The organism is Streptococcus parapneumoniae, from assembly GCF_037076355.1.
Classification (GTDB): domain Bacteria; phylum Bacillota; class Bacilli; order Lactobacillales; family Streptococcaceae; genus Streptococcus; species Streptococcus parapneumoniae.
In genome coordinates, this window is sequence record NZ_AP026968.1 from 442,153 (window position 1) to 459,232 (window position 17,080).

General features: G+C 38.9%; 16 protein-coding genes, 1 pseudogene and 1 other annotated feature. Of the genes and pseudogenes, 14 read left to right on the top strand and 3 right to left on the bottom strand.

All coding sequences use genetic code 11. The annotated features are described in order from the left end of the window. Position 1 precedes the first annotated feature (1 nt). The 10 genes from SP4011_RS02430 (at position 2) to trpA (ending at position 11,035) form a co-directional block, all read left to right on the top strand. The gene (locus SP4011_RS02430; RefSeq protein ID WP_001149044.1) at positions 2-712 is read left to right on the top strand and encodes an MgtC/SapB family protein; all 711 of its coding nucleotides are present in this window, start codon (positions 2-4) and stop codon (positions 710-712) included. Positions 713-1,398: 686 nt separating this feature from the next. Continuing rightward, entirely contained in the window at positions 1,399-2,394 is a 996-nt protein-coding gene (locus SP4011_RS02435) for a LacI family DNA-binding transcriptional regulator (RefSeq protein WP_000410752.1), read from the top strand. Positions 2,395-3,001: 607 nt separating this feature from the next. Next, entirely contained in the window at positions 3,002-4,180 is a 1,179-nt protein-coding gene (gene trpB / locus SP4011_RS02440) for a tryptophan synthase subunit beta (RefSeq protein ID WP_000208442.1), read from the top strand. Next, positions 4,171-4,402: a binding site (T-box leader), on the top strand. It overlaps the preceding gene by 10 nt. A 373-nt stretch (positions 4,403-4,775) precedes the next feature. Then, a complete protein-coding gene (gene trpE, locus SP4011_RS02445; protein ID WP_338619711.1) occupies positions 4,776-6,137 on the top strand; it encodes an anthranilate synthase component I in 1,362 nt (453 codons plus the stop codon). Then, positions 6,134-6,700, top strand: coding sequence for an aminodeoxychorismate/anthranilate synthase component II (locus tag SP4011_RS02450; RefSeq protein ID WP_000601915.1), 567 nt, complete (start codon positions 6,134-6,136; stop codon positions 6,698-6,700). The genes trpE and SP4011_RS02450 overlap by 4 nt, the downstream gene beginning before the upstream one ends. 10 nt (positions 6,701-6,710) lie before the next feature. Beyond that, positions 6,711-7,715 carry an anthranilate phosphoribosyltransferase gene (trpD, locus tag SP4011_RS02455; RefSeq protein ID WP_261013254.1) on the top strand — a complete coding sequence of 335 codons (1,005 nt, stop codon included), beginning with the start codon at positions 6,711-6,713 and terminating at the stop codon, positions 7,713-7,715. Further along, positions 7,712-8,479 carry an indole-3-glycerol phosphate synthase TrpC gene (gene trpC, locus SP4011_RS02460; protein WP_261013255.1) on the top strand — a complete coding sequence of 256 codons (768 nt, stop codon included), beginning with the start codon at positions 7,712-7,714 and terminating at the stop codon, positions 8,477-8,479. The genes trpD and trpC overlap by 4 nt, the downstream gene beginning before the upstream one ends. Further along, positions 8,466-9,065 carry a phosphoribosylanthranilate isomerase gene (locus SP4011_RS02465; RefSeq protein WP_338619715.1) on the top strand — a complete coding sequence of 200 codons (600 nt, stop codon included), beginning with the start codon at positions 8,466-8,468 and terminating at the stop codon, positions 9,063-9,065. Before trpC ends, SP4011_RS02465 begins: the two co-directional genes overlap by 14 nt. Beyond that, positions 9,043-10,266 carry a tryptophan synthase subunit beta gene (gene trpB, locus SP4011_RS02470; RefSeq protein WP_338619718.1) on the top strand — a complete coding sequence of 408 codons (1,224 nt, stop codon included), beginning with the start codon at positions 9,043-9,045 and terminating at the stop codon, positions 10,264-10,266. Before SP4011_RS02465 ends, trpB (SP4011_RS02470) begins: the two co-directional genes overlap by 23 nt. Continuing rightward, entirely contained in the window at positions 10,259-11,035 is a 777-nt protein-coding gene (gene trpA, locus SP4011_RS02475) for a tryptophan synthase subunit alpha (RefSeq protein WP_338619719.1), read from the top strand. Before trpB (SP4011_RS02470) ends, trpA begins: the two co-directional genes overlap by 8 nt. Here trpA and SP4011_RS02480 read toward each other — a convergent pair. Continuing rightward, positions 11,007-11,108 (bottom strand): annotated as a pseudogene (locus SP4011_RS02480) (prepilin peptidase); the annotation flags it as partial. The gene trpA and the pseudogene SP4011_RS02480 overlap by 29 nt on opposite strands. Before the next feature lie 228 nt (positions 11,109-11,336). Between SP4011_RS02480 and SP4011_RS02485 the strand changes: the two are divergent. Together SP4011_RS02485 and SP4011_RS02490 are read left to right on the top strand one after the other, a co-directional pair. Continuing rightward, positions 11,337-12,068, top strand: a complete 732-nt coding sequence (locus SP4011_RS02485) for a hypothetical protein (protein ID WP_000934014.1) — start codon at positions 11,337-11,339, stop codon at positions 12,066-12,068. 14 nt (positions 12,069-12,082) lie between these two features. Then, positions 12,083-13,234: an XRE family transcriptional regulator gene (locus SP4011_RS02490; protein WP_000481755.1), complete on the top strand. Its 1,152-nt coding sequence runs from the start codon at positions 12,083-12,085 to the stop codon at positions 13,232-13,234. 51 nt (positions 13,235-13,285) lie between these two features. Here SP4011_RS02490 and SP4011_RS02495 read toward each other — a convergent pair whose 3' ends face one another. Next, entirely contained in the window at positions 13,286-13,945 is a 660-nt protein-coding gene (locus tag SP4011_RS02495) for a prepilin peptidase (RefSeq protein WP_338619722.1), read from the bottom strand. A 69-nt stretch (positions 13,946-14,014) separates the two neighbouring features. Between SP4011_RS02495 and SP4011_RS02500 the strand changes: the two genes are divergently transcribed. Then, positions 14,015-14,470 (top strand): GNAT family N-acetyltransferase, encoded by a 456-nt coding sequence (locus SP4011_RS02500; RefSeq protein ID WP_338619724.1) that lies wholly within the window; start codon positions 14,015-14,017, stop codon positions 14,468-14,470. A 122-nt stretch (positions 14,471-14,592) separates the two neighbouring features. On the opposite strand, the gene SP4011_RS02505 is transcribed toward SP4011_RS02500, so the two are convergent. Beyond that, entirely contained in the window at positions 14,593-15,771 is a 1,179-nt protein-coding gene (locus tag SP4011_RS02505) for an ROK family transcriptional regulator (RefSeq protein WP_071478879.1), read from the bottom strand. A gap of 405 nt (positions 15,772-16,176) precedes the next feature. Here SP4011_RS02505 and SP4011_RS02510 point away from each other — a divergent pair, with 405 nt between their 5' ends. Further along, complete coding sequence (locus tag SP4011_RS02510; RefSeq protein WP_338619727.1) at positions 16,177-17,073, top strand: haloacid dehalogenase-like hydrolase; 897 nt, start codon at positions 16,177-16,179, stop codon at positions 17,071-17,073. Positions 17,074-17,080: the final 7 nt, after the last annotated feature.

Sequence of the window (17,080 nt, forward strand, 5' to 3'; positions counted from 1 at the left end):
AATGCAGGCAACAAGCTTAGGACTATCATATATCGAAATTGTATTAAGAATTGTACTTTCATTAGTTATTGGTGGTGTAATTGGTTTAGAGAGAGGAAGTAAATCTCAACCAGCAGGTATTCGTACACATAGTATTGTTTGTCTGGCTGCATGTTTAATTATGATGACTAATGAGTATGTATCTTATAAATTTGGTACAGGAGATCCTACACGCTTAGGTGCGCAGGTTATATCAGGTGTTGGTTTTCTTGGGGCTGGAACAATACTTATTACAGATAAAAAGAAAATAACTGGTTTAACAACTGCAGCCGGAATATGGGCTTCAGCTGGAATCGGTCTAGCTATTGGTGTTGGTTTTTATGAAGGAGCCATACTAGGAGCAATGTCTGTTTGGAGTGTTATAACTATGTTCCAACCTTTAAAAAAATATCTTCAAAGTCGTTCAAAGATAATCGAATTGTATATCGTTGTTAGATCTACAGAGGCATATAATCGGGTACTAGTATACTGTGCTGAGAATGGCATTAGAATGACTGATTCTAGAACTGCATTTGGAGATGTTAATTCAGAAAGAATTGAATATTTTGATGTTCCAGACAAAAAAATCGCGTCATTTATTACTCTGGAATTATCAGGTAGATTTGAGCACCTTAAACTAATGGAAGAAATTGCTAATATTGTTGGTGTGATTTATGTTGAGGAAATCAGCTAATCTAGGGATAAACAAAGGGACGGATTATTCTAGTCCTTTTGTTTTCTTTAAATAATAAGAAATATAAGGGCACATCTAAAAACTCAATTTCAATACTTTTAAACATTGATGTATCAACGTTTTCTGAGCAATAAAAATAGAAAATCGGTAGTTTTTAGAGGTGTCCATAATAATTTTTGAAGAAAAGGATCTAACTAATTTGAGAGTATATAAAGTGGATTTTGATGCAGGGAAAATAACTTATTTTGATGACTATAATCTCATACAGGTATACCACTTCCATTCATTTTATGATGTTTGTGAGATGGTGTTCGCTTGTCATTTACCATTTGAAGAAATGCTTAGAAATGTTATTGTTAAGGAGAAAGCTGTTCCCATATTAGAGTGTTATATTGAACAGATAATGAATACATTTCTAAATACAGAAGGATTTACTGAAAATGATTCCTTGGAATTTTCAGGTAGTGTATTTTCTTATCCGGTGATTTGTAATGCAGTTTACAAAATAGTACAAAACAGTGAATTGAATTGTAAAATTTATGTTACTAGTACTGAAAGTTAATGTAGATTTAGTGAAGTATTTCCTCCAGATGTAAACTAGATTAAAAGATTAGAATGTAATTTTCTTGTTAAAATAATTTAAATATTGTATAGTTATAGTGAAGGTTTATGACAGGAGTATTTTAATGGAAAAAGGGAAAAAGGTAACGATATATGATATTGCACGTTTGTCTGGTTTTTCTCCAAAGACAGTTTCACGTGTAATAAATGGAGGGAATAGAGTAAAACCTGAGACTTATAATGCCATAAAAAAAGTCATCGATGAGTTATCCTATATTCCAAATGCCTATGCTCAGAATTTAACGAAGAAAGAAACCACGAATATTTTAATATCTGTGAAGAAGATTGATTCTTTTCCTTTAATCTGGTTTCAAACACTTTTAGATAAAGTTTTACAAACTTGTAGACAATTTGGAGTAAATGCTATTGTTGAATATTTTGGAGAGGAAGATTCGATTAGTAATTCAATTATTTCAAGTATTGGTAGCCTTGTAGATGGAGTGATTGTCTTTTATGAGGGGGAGAATGATATTCGAATCCAATATTTAAAGAAAAATAATATGCCTTTCATTGTCTTTGGAGAGTCTCAAACACCTGGAGTAGTTTACGTATCTAACAATAACTTTCAAGCTACTTATGATATGATGAAAGTAGTTTTGGAAAAGAATTTTAAAGATATGTGGTTACTTATGGGAGGTGAGTCTTATGTAAATAAGGATCGAGAGAGAGGAGTGAGAACTTTTTTAAAGGATAATAATTATTCTATGGATTTGAAGGTAGTTTATGGTTTAACTACAATAGAGTCAGTTTATTCCTTTGCTGTGAATGATTTGTCTTTTGGAAATTATCCAGATATTATATTTGTTTCAGGCGATGAAAAAGTTCAAGGACTAATTCGTGCGTGTTACGAAAAAGGAATAGCGATTCCGGATAATATATCCGTTGTTGGATTTGATAATATTCCAATTTCACAGTATTACACTCCTGCTTTATCTACAATTTCTCCTAATTATGTTAAATTAGCTCAAGAAATGATTGAAGGGGTATTAGCAATTATAAAGGGGGAAAGTGTCACATCTGTTGAAGTTTCTACTAAACTTGTTAGGAGACAGAGTTTCTAGTATTGTTTAATTCTTGAAAATCCTAATGGAAAAGATGGAGTGTTCTAAAGTAAGTTCTGTTTAGCATCTATTCAGTTTCTATTGAGTTGGATCCAATTTCTAACAAGTGGGACATTTTCACGTTCGATTTACTAAAGACATTATCACATTCGAATCACACATCTTTCAAAAAAATTGTAAAAAAGTCTTGACAAAGAAAAAACAAAGTATTAAAATAAGTTCAACAAATCAGAAAAGTAACTATTTTTGATCTTCAGGGAGCCTGTGGTGATTGTGAACAGGTGGTTGGAAGTAGTGAAAGTGGGCTGATTTTAAAAATGAATTTGAAACAATGAAAATTCGGTGCGCACACCTTACAGTGCAACTTGTTGTTAGACAAGGCAGAGATGTAAAGGGATAGACCCTTTATAATTGAGGTGGCACCGCGTTACCAACGCCCTCACACGGAATTTAATTCTGTGTGTGGGCTTTTTTCTATCCGTCGTTTTGTTTATCTTTTATTAGGGCGTTAAGTCGCTTTGATGAACTTGAGTTCTATCTACAGCTCCTTGCCTACTACTAAAAGCAAACAAAAAGGCCGGATTCATACTAAAAGAGGAAAAATTTTATGACAACTAAAGGTTATTTTGGACAATTTGGTGGTAGTTTTGTACCGGAGCCGATTCAGGCTTTGTTGGATGAGTTGGAAGTGACATTTGACAAGTACAAAGATGATCCAGAGTTTTTGGCAGAATTTCGTCATTACTTAAAGGACTATTCCGGTCGCGAAACACCACTCTATTTTGCGGAAAGTTTGACAGACCACCTAGGTGGCGCTAAGATTTATCTCAAGCGCGAAGACCTTAACCACCTTGGTTCTCACAAGCTCAACAATGTTTTAGGACAAATCCTTCTTGCCAAACGTATGGGCAAAAAACGAGTAATCGCAGAAACAGGAGCTGGTCAGCACGGTGTTGCGACAGCAGCGGCTGCAGCCAAGTTTGGGATGGCCTGTGATGTCTACATGGGAGCAGAGGATGTGGAACGTCAACGTCTCAATGTTTTCCGTATGGAGATGATGGGAGCAACTGTTCACGCAGTTGAAACAGGGACTCGTACCCTCAAAGATGCTGTTGATGCAGCCTTTGGAGCATGGATGAATGACCTTGAAGCCTTCTATGTTCTGGGATCTGCTGTAGGTCCTCACCCTTATCCTACAATTGTCCACGAGTTCCAAAAGGTCATCAGTGAAGAATCTCGCCGTCAAATCTTAGAAAAAGAAGGTCGTTTACCAGACTACGTTATTGCCTGTGTAGGTGGTGGTTCCAATGCCATCGGTGCTTTTTCTCAGTATGTAGCTGATGAAGAAGTTAAATTGGTTGGGGTTGAAGCTGCTGGTCATGGACTTGACACAGACAAACACGCAGCTACTATGACAAAAGGTAGTGTCGGAATTGTTGATGGCATGAAGACTTATGCAGTCTTTAAGGAAGATGGAGAGTTAGCTCCAGTTTACTCTATCTCAGCTGGATTGGACTATCCAGGGGTTGGCCCAGAACACGCCTACTTTAAAGATTCAGGTCGCGTGGAATATGTTGCAGCAACGGATGAAGAAGCGGTTCAAGCCTTGCTCCTCCTCAGCAAGACAGAAGGGATTATCCCAGCGATTGAAAGTTCGCACGCTATCGCAGAAGCAGTTAAACGTGCACCGAAACTAAGTAAAGACGATATTATCATCATCAATGTCTCTGGTCGTGGAGACAAGGACGTAGCTGCAATTGCAGACTACCTAGAAGCTAAGAAATAATAGATGGAAAAATTACAGTCCTTTCTCTCACAGAGAGCTTGTGGTTGCTGGAAACAAGCAGAGAAAGCTGTAAGGTTGGGTCCATCTGAAACGAGAGAAGAAAACATAATTCTCAAGGGAGTGCCCTTTATCGCACAACCTGTTACAGGAGGTTTCTGAGACAGGAATGAGAGATAGGAGAAATCCTATAATTGAGGTGGCACCGCGAATTTCGTCCTCACGCAAGTTGTTTTGCGTGGGGATTTTTATATATTTACCGCAGATATTGCGATTAATTTTTTAAATATTTTCAATAAATAGGTCGTTATAGAATATTTACGAACGAAGTGAGTTTCTAAAAGCTGTTTCCCGCCATAGTGGTATCCTAGAGAAGCAAAGATGCTTCTCTAGGACGGAATTTTTGAGAGTAAAATAGTTCGGGGAACTATTTTAGCCTGAGCCCAGAAATGAATGAGCGAGGAGCTCAAAAATTAGGTCTTTCATTTCCTGGATTGCTAAAATCATCCACTGGATAATTTTACCTCCCGTCCGCACTATTTAAGGGAAATAAAAAAAGATAAAAAATTAAAAATAAGGAACTGAAAGGGAAATTACAATGGAACGAATCATTCATGGAGATGTCTTATCACCAATCTTGGCTTATATGCGCCTAAAGGGGCAACACAAGGTTATTTTAGAGAGTATTCCGAGAGACAAGGAAACAGCTCGTTTTTCTATCTTAGCCTATAATCCAGTTTTTGAGATTAAGTTTGAAAATGGAGTTCTCTATCAAAATGGTCAAGTGATTGATCGGGATCCCTTGGATTTCCTTTATGAAGTGACTCATAAGAGACAGCACCATTCAGACCTCCCTTTTGGTGGTGGGGCAATTGGTTTTGTTGGCTACGATATGATTTCGCTTTATGAAGAAATTGGTCAAATTCCTGAAGATACAATTGGGACGCCAGACATGCATTTCTTTGTTTATGAGAGCTACATGGTCTTTGACCACAAGAAGGAAAAAATCCATGTCATCGAGGATTCTCTCTATAGTGAGCGCAGTCAAGAAGACTTGGAAAAATCCTTGAACCAAGTGCTTGAGGAATTACGCATTCCTGCTCCAAATGAATTTGAAGACTTGGATCTATCTCCGCTGGACTTCAAACCGCATATTGCTCCTCAGAAGTTTGAGGAAATGGTGGAAACCGCTCGTGACTTGATTCGTAATGGCGATATGTTCCAATGTGTACTTAGTCAACGCTTCTCAGCAGAAGTGACTGGAAATCCATTTGACTTCTACAGAAATCTTCGCGTGACCAATCCATCGAATTACCTCTATTTCTATGACTTTGGGGATTATCAAATCATCGGAGCTAGCCCAGAAAGTTTGGTTTCCGTCAAAAATGGCATCGTAACAACCAATCCGATTGCAGGGACGCGACCAAGAGGAGCTACGGATGAAGAAGACAAGGATTTGGCGACAGACCTGCTTTCGGATGAGAAGGAAACAGCAGAGCATCGAATGTTAGTAGACTTGGGACGTAACGATATTGGCCGCATTTCTGAAACGGCCAGTGTCCAAGTCACTAAGTATATGGAAGTGGAGCTCTTCCGTTATGTTATGCATTTGACCAGTGTGGTCAAGGGGCGTTTGCTTCCAGAACTCACTGCTATGGATGCCTTGAAAGCAACACTTCCTGCTGGAACCGTTTCTGGAGCACCAAAGATTCGAGCTATGAGACGCATTTATGAACTGGAAACGGAAAAACGTGGCGTATACGCAGGAGCAATCGGCTACTTGTCTGCGACGGGTGATATGGATTTTGCTATTGCCATCCGAACTATGATTCTCAAAAATCAAACAGCCTATGTGCAGGCTGGGGCAGGGATTGTCTACGATTCCATCGCCCAAAACGAATACCAAGAAACCATTAACAAAGCAAAATCTATGACTAGAATTGGAGAACTAAGACCATGATTTTATTGATTGACAACTATGATTCTTTTACCTATAACTTGGCGCAGTACATTGGGAATTTTGCAGAAGTTCAGGTCTTGAGAAATGATGATCCCAAGCTGTATGAAGAAGCTGGAAAAGCAGATGGTCTGGTCTTTTCGCCCGGTCCTGGTTGGCCAGTTGATGCTGGAAAGATGGAAGACATGATTCGTGACTTTGCTGGCAAGAAGCCGATTCTTGGAATTTGTTTGGGCCACCAAGCCATTGCAGAAGTCTTTGGTGGTAAGTTAGGTTTGGCTCCAAAAGTCATGCATGGGAAACAGAGCAATATCAGCTTTGAAGCGCCATCTGTTTTGTATCAAGGTATCGAAGATGGCCGTGCGGTCATGCGTTACCACAGTATTTTGATTGAAGAAATGCCAGAAAACTTTGAAGTGACAGCCCGTTCGACTGATGACCAAGCCATCATGGGGATTCAACATAAAAACCTACCGATTTATGGCTTCCAGTACCATCCAGAGAGCATTGGAACGCCAGATGGCTTGTCTTCTATTCGGAATTTTATCGAGAAGGTTGTAAAGTGAGGAAACTAGGATGAAAGAGATTATTGAAAAACTAGCAAAATTTGAAAATTTATCAGGTGTGGAAATGACGGATGTCATTGAGCGTATCGTAACTGGGCGTGTAACTGAAGCGCAAATTGCTTCTCTCCTCTTAGCTCTTAAGATGAAGGGGGAAACACCTGAAGAACGCACAGCCATTGCCCAAGTCATGAGAGGACATGCTCAACATATTCCAACTGAAATTCATGATGCCATGGACAACTGTGGTACAGGTGGGGACAAGTCTTTCAGCTTTAACATCTCCACAACTGCAGCCTTTGTCTTGGCTGGTGGTGGTGTTCACATGGCAAAACACGGTAACCGCTCGATTTCTTCTAAATCTGGTTCTGCAGATGTCCTCGAAGCCTTGGGTATCAACCTAGACCTCAAACCAGCTGAACTAGGTAAGGTATTTGATAAAACTGGCATCGTCTTTCTCTTTGCCAAAAATATGCACCCAGCTATGAAATATATCATGCCAGCTCGTTTGGAATTGGGAATTCCAACGATTATGAACTTGACTGGTCCTCTGATTCACCCAATGGCTTTGGAAACACAGCTTCTTGGAATTAGTCGTCCAGAACTTCTAGAAAGTACAGCTCAGGTTTTGAAAAATATGGGTCGCAAACGTGCCATCGTTGTTGCTGGACCAGAAGGATTGGATGAAGCTGGTTTGAATGGAACAACCAAGATTGCACTTCTTGAAAATGGCGAAATCAGCTTGTCAAGCTTCACTCCAGAAGATCTGGGGATGGAAGGCTACGCTATCGACGATATTCGTGGAGGGAATGCTCAGGAAAATGCAGAAATTTTGCTCAGCGTTCTTAAAAACGAACCAAGTCCATTCTTGGAAACGACAGTTTTAAATGCTGGTCTTGGTTTCTATGCTAATGGTAAGGTAGATAATATCAAGGATGGAGTTGCCTTAGCTCGTAAAGTCATTGCTAGTGGCAAGGCCCTTGAAAAACTCAGACTGTTACAGGAGTACCAAAAATGAGTCAGGAATTTTTAGCACGAATTTTGGAGCAGAAGGCGCGTGAGGTTGAGCAGATGGAGCTGGAGGAAATCCAGCCCCTGCGCCAGACCTATCGCTTGGCTGACTATCTAAAACAACACCAAGACCGTTTACAGGTAATCGCTGAGGTCAAGAAAGCTAGCCCTAGTCTGGGAGATATCAATCTAGATGTGGATATTGTGCAACAGGCCCAGACTTATGAAGAGAACGGAGCAGTGATGATTTCTGTTCTGACAGATGAAGTTTTCTTTAAAGGACATTTGGATTATCTACGGGAGATTTCCAGTCAGGTACAGATTCCGACGCTTAACAAGGACTTTATTATCGATGAAAAGCAAATTATCCGCGCTCGCAATGCAGGTGCAACAGTTATCTTGCTCATCGTGGCAGCCTTGTCCGAAGAACGCCTCAAGGAACTTTATGACTATGCGACAGAGCTTGGTCTGGAAGTCTTGGTGGAGACTCACAATCTAACTGAACTAGAAGTGGCTCACAGACTTGGTGCTCAGATTATTGGGGTTAATAACCGCAATTTGACCACCTTTGAAGTTGACTTGCAGACCAGTGTAGATTTGGCTAAACATTTCAAAGATGATTGCTTGTACATTTCTGAATCTGCTATTTTCACAGGGCAGGATGCGGAACGAGTAGCGCCATATTTTAACGGAATTTTGGTAGGGACAGCTCTTATGCAGGCAGAAGATGTAGCCCAGAGAATCAAGGAGTTGCAGATTGACAAAGATTAAGATTTGCGGATTATCGACCAAAGAAGCGGTGGAAACAGCCGTTTCAGCAGGAGCCGACTACATCGGTTTTGTCTTCGCACCTAGTAAAAGACAGGTGACCTTGGATCAGGCTGCTGAGTTGGCAAAGCCCATTTCTGCTAATGTTAAGAAGGTTGGCGTATTTGTTTCACCAAGTCGGGCAGAATTGCTAGAAGCGATTGACAAAGTTGGCTTGGACTTGGTTCAAGTTCACGGTCAGGTAGCAGATGATTTGTTTGAGGATTTGCCTTGTGCCAGTATTCAGGCTGTGCAGGTGGATGGAGAGGGTCATGTGCCCAATTCTCAGGCAGACTATCTACTCTTTGATGCCCCTGTGGCTGGGAGTGGCCAGACCTTTGACTGGGCTCAACTGGATACGATTGGACTAACTCAGCCTTTCTTTATCGCAGGTGGGCTTAATGAAGACAATGTAGTAAAAGCAATTCAACACTTTACTCCCTATGCAGTTGATGTATCAAGCGGAGTGGAGACAGATGGACAAAAAGATCATGAAAAGATTAGAAGATTTATAGAGAGGGTAAAGAATGGCATATCAAGAACCAAATAAAGATGGATTTTACGGAAAATTCGGCGGACGTTTCGTCCCAGAAACATTGATGACAGCAGTTTTAGAGTTGGAGAAAGCCTACCGTGAAAGTCAGGCAGACCCAAGTTTCCAAGAGGAATTAAACCAGCTCTTACGCCAGTATGTGGGGCGTGAAACTCCTCTTTACTACGCAAAAAATTTGACTCAGCATATTGGCGGAGCCAAGATTTATCTCAAACGTGAAGATCTCAACCATACAGGGGCTCACAAGATTAACAATGCCTTGGGACAAGTTTTGCTTGCCAAACGCATGGGTAAAAAGAAAATTATCGCTGAAACAGGTGCTGGTCAGCACGGTGTAGCAACTGCAACTGCTGCAGCCCTCTTTAACATGGAATGTACTATCTACATGGGTGAGGAAGATGTCAAACGCCAAGCCCTCAATGTGTTCCGTATGGAGCTTTTGGGAGCCAAGGTTGAGGCAGTGACAGACGGTTCGCGCGTGCTCAAGGATGCGGTCAATGCAGCCCTTCGTTCATGGGTGGCAAATATCGACGACACCCACTATATCCTTGGTTCTGCCTTGGGGCCTCATCCATTCCCAGAAATCGTTCGTGACTTCCAGAGTGTTATCGGTCGAGAGGCTAAACAACAGTACCGCGACTTGACAGGACAAGATCTGCCAGATGCCCTAGTAGCCTGTGTTGGTGGTGGTTCAAATGCCATCGGTCTCTTCCATCCATTTGTGGAAGATGAGTCTGTAGCCATGTATGGAGCTGAAGCGGCTGGACTTGGTGTGGATACAGAGCACCACGCCGCTACCTTGACTAAGGGTCGCCCAGGCATTCTTCACGGTTCCCTCATGGATGTGCTCCAAGATGCGCATGGTCAAATTCTTGAAGCCTTCTCTATCTCAGCAGGTTTGGACTATCCTGGTATCGGTCCAGAACACTCTCACTATCATGATATCAAACGTGCCAGCTATGTTCCTGTGACTGACGAGGAAGCCTTGGAAGGATTCCAACTCTTGTCTCGTGTGGAAGGGATTATACCAGCCTTGGAATCTAGCCATGCTATCGCCTTTGCGGTGAAATTGGCCAAAGAACTCGGTCCAGACAAATCCATGATTGTCTGTCTATCAGGTCGTGGGGACAAGGATGTGGTTCAAGTCAAGGACCGCTTGGAAGCAGATACAGCAAAGAAGGGAGAAGCTCATGCCTAAGACACTAACAGAAAAATTGAACGCTATTAAAGCAGCTGGAAAAGGAATTTTCGTTCCTTATATCATGGCAGGAGACCATGAGAAAGGTTTGGATGGACTCGCTGAAACAATCCACTTTTTAGAAGATTTGGGTGTCTCTGCAATTGAAGTGGGTATTCCTTTTTCAGATCCTGTCGCAGATGGACCTGTTATCGAAGCAGCTGGCTTGCGCAGTTTAGCCCACGGGACCTCTACCCAGGCTTTGGTTGAAACCTTGAAAACCATTGAAACAGAGATTCCACTGGTCATCATGACCTACTTCAACCCCCTCTTTCAGTACGGTGTTGAGAACTTTGTCAAAGATTTGGCAGATACAGCGGTTAAGGGCTTGATTATTCCAGACCTGCCTCATGAGCATGCCAACTTTGTAGAACCATTTTTGGCAGACACAGACATGGCCTTGATTCCTCTAGTTAGTTTGACGACAGGAATTGAGCGCCAAAAAGAGTTGATTGAAGGAGCAGAAGGATTTGTCTATGCCGTTGCCATCAATGGGGTGACAGGAAAATCAGGAAACTACCGAGCAGACTTGGATAAGCACTTGGCGCAATTGCATCAAGTAGCTGACATTCCAGTCTTGACAGGATTTGGTGTGTCAAGTCAAGCCGATGTGGAACGCTTCAATGCGGTATCAGATGGCGTTATCGTTGGTTCAAAAATCGTAAAAGCCCTCCATGAAGGAGAGCCGATTCAGGACTTTATCAAACAAGCAGTAGCTTACCAAAAATAATCACACAAGCAGCGAGTAAGAGGAAAGGCACAAAAGGAAGTCTTTCCTTTTTCTTTTGTAGGAGAAAGGCTAGTTTTATAATGAATTGAATCTGGAATAGTACATTATGATTCCTAAAATATTTTAAGAAAGTGATTTGAATTTCCCAATAAATTTGTTCAGTTTTTAATTGATTTTACTATAGAAGATATAATTTTCTAAATTACTCTGATATGCAACTTTAAGAAAAAGCTAATTATTGTAGTAATTTCTTTAAGAAAATGATATAATTCATTAAAAAGAATTTGAAGGAGGAAGAATTATGTTGAATCAGGATCTCTTTGATTCGCTTGAGGCACAAAAAATTGTAGATACTTTGATGAAAGGGCAAAAAGATTATGTAGATGAACGTCTAGAAAAAAGAGAGACCATGATAGTGTCGAATGGTTATGCATGGACACGACCTAATCATATTGATACTGCATTTGCATCAGCAGATTTGTTTGAGTATAAATTAAAATTAGCAGGACAGACTTGGGGATATTTAGAATTTGAAACAAATACAGAAAAATATGGGAAAGTATTGTTAATTATAAAGGGTAAGAAGCGACTTACGAACCAATTTCCTTTGGTACAAAAAAATAAGAGTGGCTACTTATTTGAATATGCTCAGATTAATACACTTTATCTTAATCAACATTCTTCCTATAAAAATGATGAAGATAGTCATTCTTTTCCAATTCAGATGGAGTTAGTTTCTGATGAAATGATTCAAGAAATTGAACAAGCTACTAAAAATTCGAATATCGAAAAATTTATGATTTTAACTTATGAGGCGGACTCAGCAAACAATATTATATCTGTAGATGTTGTTATGCCTGATGCACGAACTGGTCAGTTACACTTGATTCAAGATTTGTCTGAGTATATTCAATCAAGTTCGTACCATTTCGAAGAAGCTAAATACCAAGATATTCCTAATTTTTCAGAATTATCGGAAACAGAAGATTTTGAAATTATTCCAAGAATAGAAAAACAAGAAGGTCAAAAGTAGTAAGGAGTATGTAAATGTTTAATGGTCGGGTATTGAAAGAATTACGGCTGTTAAATGGTTTAAGTAGAGCAGAATTGGCTCAGAGAATTAATTTAACGGAACAAGCCATTTGGCAGTTTGAGTCTAACGAAACTAAACCTAAATTATCAACCAAAATGCATTTGGCCAACCAATTTCATGTTGATTTAACTTATTTTGAACAAGAAGAAGAAAGTATTCGATTTGATTCTTCTGTAATTGCCTTTAGAAATGCAGACCTAGCAACACGGAAAACAATAGATATTCAAACTATGTATTTACATAAGGTAGATAGTTTGATTGATTATTTTGAAAGTTTTGTAATTATACCTAATATTACAATTCATGACCTAAGTAATGTAGTGAGTGAATCTTATCATAAGGGAGAATCCATTGAGGAATTGGCTCTTTATGCCAGGGAAAAATTAGGTATTTCAAAAGATAATCATGATTTGCTTTATAAATTAGAACGTTCAGGCATCTATATCGTGGAACGATTAATTAATGGGCAAGCTGATGCTTATAGCGCATGGTCAAAATTGGGAAGACCTTATATTGTGTTGGGGACGAATAAATCATCTGTACGTCGAAATTTTGACTTAGCTCATGAACTAGGACATATTCTTTTACACAAATATAAAGATATGAATGAAGATGGCGATCGTTTGGAGCAAGAAGCAAATTATTTTGCATCATGTTTTTTATTGCCAAAAGAAGAGTTTTTGGTCAAATTTGAAGAGAGGGTTGGCAAGCGTGTCAGCAATCCTGATAGTTATATTTTATTGAAGTCGGATTTGAATGTTTCGATACAGGCTTTAGAGTATCGAGCTTTTAAGTTAGGATTATTGACTCCAAAGCAACATTCTTACTTTTATCGTCAAATTGCGCAAAAAGGTTACAAAATGATTGAACCTCTGGATGATCAAATTTTTGTTAAAAAACCAAGCAAAGTAAAGAGTATTCTGGACGTCGTTTTGAGTAATCATCTAGTCAGTCTAGCGACTATAATGTCTAAACAAAGTATTCGTTTACAGTTTATAAGCGAAATATTTTCAGTCGAAATGAAATTTTTTGATCAGTATAAAGAAGATAAAAGAACAGATCGATTTGATAACATCATTCCTTTGTACAAAAGAAATAATTTATAATTCAACTGTGAAATAATTTCATGAAGGACATATGGCAGAAATTGGACTTTATCAAACAAGCAGTAGCTTACCAAAAATAATCAAACAAGCAGAGAGTAAGAGGAAAGGCACGAAAGGAAGTCTTTCCTTTTTCTTTTGCAGGAGAAAGGCCAGGATGCCCGTCGCAGAAGCAAACTGAATCAAGATGAGTAATTCGGTCGCACTAAAGACGAGAGCACAAGAAGCTAAAAAGAGAAAATCCCCTGCGCCCATGCGAATATCGATAAAATGAGCCAAAATTCCAAGAACAAAGAAGAAAATCATGACCAGATTCCAGCCAGAGAAGGCCATGAGGATTAGGTGGAAAGTCATCCAGACCAGTAAGGGATATTCCTGATGGCGAAAGTCGTAGATGCCCAAGGTCAAACCAGCAGTGATTAGGATGACTTGCCCCAAGGGAAGTAATTCCCAAGACCAAGCCAGAAAGAGGAGCCCTAAGCCTAGTTCCAAAAGCGCATACCAGACAGGATAAGTAGCCTTGCAGTAGCGACAGCGAAAGCGATTGAAGACCTGCGAGAGAATCGGAATCAAATCTAAGGGACGCAAGCGAGTCTGACAGGAATCGCAGTGACTGGCTGGGCTGATAATGGATTGCTCTGGAAAACGGTCAATAACCAAACCAAGAAAGGAAGCGAGAATGCTCCCGACAAGAAAAAAATAAATATCAATCATACTTATCTATTCGTAAAAAATAGGAGAAGTAGTATAATGGAGAAACATAGATAAGATGGTGAGGAAAAGATGACAATTCGTTTTGAAGAAAATGTGAGCAAAGAAAATGCTCAGCTCGTATGCCAATGGTCCAACTCCCTAGGCAAATCATTTCAAGAACAATGGATGGGACCAAGGATTTCATTTCCATTGACAATTCAAGTCTTGCAAGATTTGGAAGGAATCTTTTCAATCTTTGAAGGACAAGAGTTTGTGGGGCTTATCCAGAAAATCAGACTAGAAGAGAGAAATCTACATATCGGACGCTTTTTGATCAACCCCCAGAAACAGGGGCAGGGACTAGGTAGCCAGACTTTAAGGAAATTTGTTAGTTTGGCCTTTGAAAATGAAGAGATAGATAGTATTTCTTTAAATGTATTCGAAGTAAATCAAGCAGCCAAGCACCTTTACCAAAAAGAAGGATTTGAAATCGTTCAAATGGTTGAAGCACCTGAACGGAAATATATTATGAAGAAGGGGAGATAGGAGTTTAATTACAAATATAAAGAAAGCGAACAAAACAGAATTCTGATTTTCAGAAAACAGGTTTGTTCGCTTTTTATGATATACTCCCTCTTTTTAGCCTATTTATTAAATGTAATAGAAAATTAGGGATGTAGAATTGTATGATACAAACAAAGTGCAATAGCTGAGTGTGCAGCTGTAAAATCATTATAAGGTTCAATAATAACTTCAGGTAGGCGATTATAGAGCAGTTTGGGTTTGTAGTTCATTTCACTATATAGTTTTTGGATGATGTGTTGATTTGTTAGTAAAGGACTATGTAGGTAGATTTTTTGAGAGTCAATCATCATACTGATATTTAAAATGGTTTGACTAAGATAGAGTAAGGCTTGATGGATAAGTGTGATTATTCCAGTGTCACCTAATTGATAAGCGGTTAAAATAACTTGGATATCAATATCATCGGCATTTTTGACTAAACTAGGAAGTAGAGAATAGGGAGATTGATGATATAGAATTTTTGATTTTTTGATTAACCAAGATTCTCCAGCAAAAGTTTGTAAGCACCCCTTGCGTCCACAACCACATTCTTCTCCCTCAGATGAAACCACTGTATGCCCTATTTCTCCAATCATTAGATTTCCTTTCCCATAAATGTTCCCGTCGTAGATATAAGAGCAGTGCATACCTCTAGCAAAATGAAAATAAGCAAAATTAGAGTCATTCTGTTGGCGACTAAATAGGCGTTTACCTATAGCCATACAGTTAACATTGTTAGAGAAAAACAAAGGCTTATCAAAGTGGGATTGAATCATTTCTAAGTCGATATGTTGCCATAAAGGATTGTTTGTTGTTATTTTATAATCATCTAAATAGCGACCAGGTAGCGCGATTCCAATTGCTTCTATTTCATAATCAGAGCAGTTATTTAAGAATTGCTTTAGTGTCTGGCTAATAAGTTGATTTCCCTTTTCTTGGATTAACTGTTTAGTAACAATTTCTTTCTCTTCTTTTAAGATATTTCCTAGATTATCTCCTAAAGCAAAAGTGAAATGTTTTTCAGATAGTTCACAACCAATGTAGTAAAATCGATTAGCTTGAATGTCTAGCAGAATTTTTTTTCTCCCTACACTTGTATCGTGTTCGTCTTCACCAAGTTCTAAGAGAATGTTTTCTTTAATCAGCTCATTTGTGATACTGCTAGTTGTTGCAGGTGTTATTCCTGTTTTGGTAGCAATTTCAATTCGTGAAATGGGTCCTAATGTGTAAACTGTCTCCAGTATTTTAGCTCTTAGTTGTAATTGTTTCTTAGATAAGGTCATATTAGTTTTCTTCCTAGTTGTCAGATTCTTAAAATCCTATGATTTTTTGCTATGGATAAATGTAGATGTTAATCTTTTTAAGCTTTTCATTACTTACTGGTCTCTTTTTATTATATATTGATAATAAAAAATAATCAAATATTTACACAAATCCTTGACAAGGCTTTCTTATAGTTGTAAAATATAAATAACAAAAGATAATCAAATAACAACTTGACGTCAAAAAATAAAGATAATTGATAACTTTTGATAATAAAATATATTTAAGAGGAAGTGCAACGGAAAATAATGGAAAGTAATTTACAAGATAGAAAATAGAGTAGTATGTGATGATAGGGGTTCTTGCTAACAATGATATAGAGCCTAGTTGTTACGAAAATATTTCAATCAGTTGGAGGATTGAGAATGAAACGTTTAATTAGTGCAAATCCATCTGAGATATTAGAGATGAATGCTGAAGAATTAAAACAAAGTATTTTAGCAAGTGAAGGTAGAGTTGTTCTATCTGAAAATGTAGCCACTCGTGAGACATTTGTTGGAGATATCACTAATTCTGAAATTGCTAGAGCTTTTGGAGCTGACATGATTTTATTGAATTGTGTTGATGTTTTTGAGCCTAAAATTTATGCTTTGGATAGTTCAGGTGATGATGTTATTCATCGCTTACACCAGCTCGTTGCTTGCCCAATTGGTGTAAATTTGGAACCGATTGACCCATCTGCAAAAATGCTAGAAGAAACACAAGAAATTGTTGCAGGTCGTGTTGCAAACAGAGATACCTTTAAGAGGATTGAAGAACTTGGGTTTGATTTTGTTTGTCTGACTGGAAATCCAGGTACAGGAGTTAGCAATCGAGAAATCATTAAGGCTGTTCAAACTGCTAAGGAAAACTTTTCTGGTTTGATTATTGCAGGTAAGATGCACGGCGCAGGAGTGAATGAGCCTGTGGCAGAGCTTTCTGTCGCAGAGCAATTGTTGGAAGCAGGTGCGGATGTGATACTTGTTCCAGCAGTTGGAACCGTTCCTTCTTTTAACGATGAAGAATTACGCGCAGTGGTAGATTTAGTTCACAGTAAAGATGGGCTAGTACTGAGTGCTATTGGGACTAGTCAAGAAACATCTGATACGGAGACAATTAGGGAAATAGCGCTGAGAAATAAAATTTGTGGAGTTGATATTCAACATATAGGTGACGCAGGATATGGGGGACTGGCAACAGTCGATAATATTTATGCCTTGAGCAAGGCAATTAGAGGAGTGAGACATACAGTATCTCGCTTGGCTAGGTCAGTAAATAGGTGATAAAGGA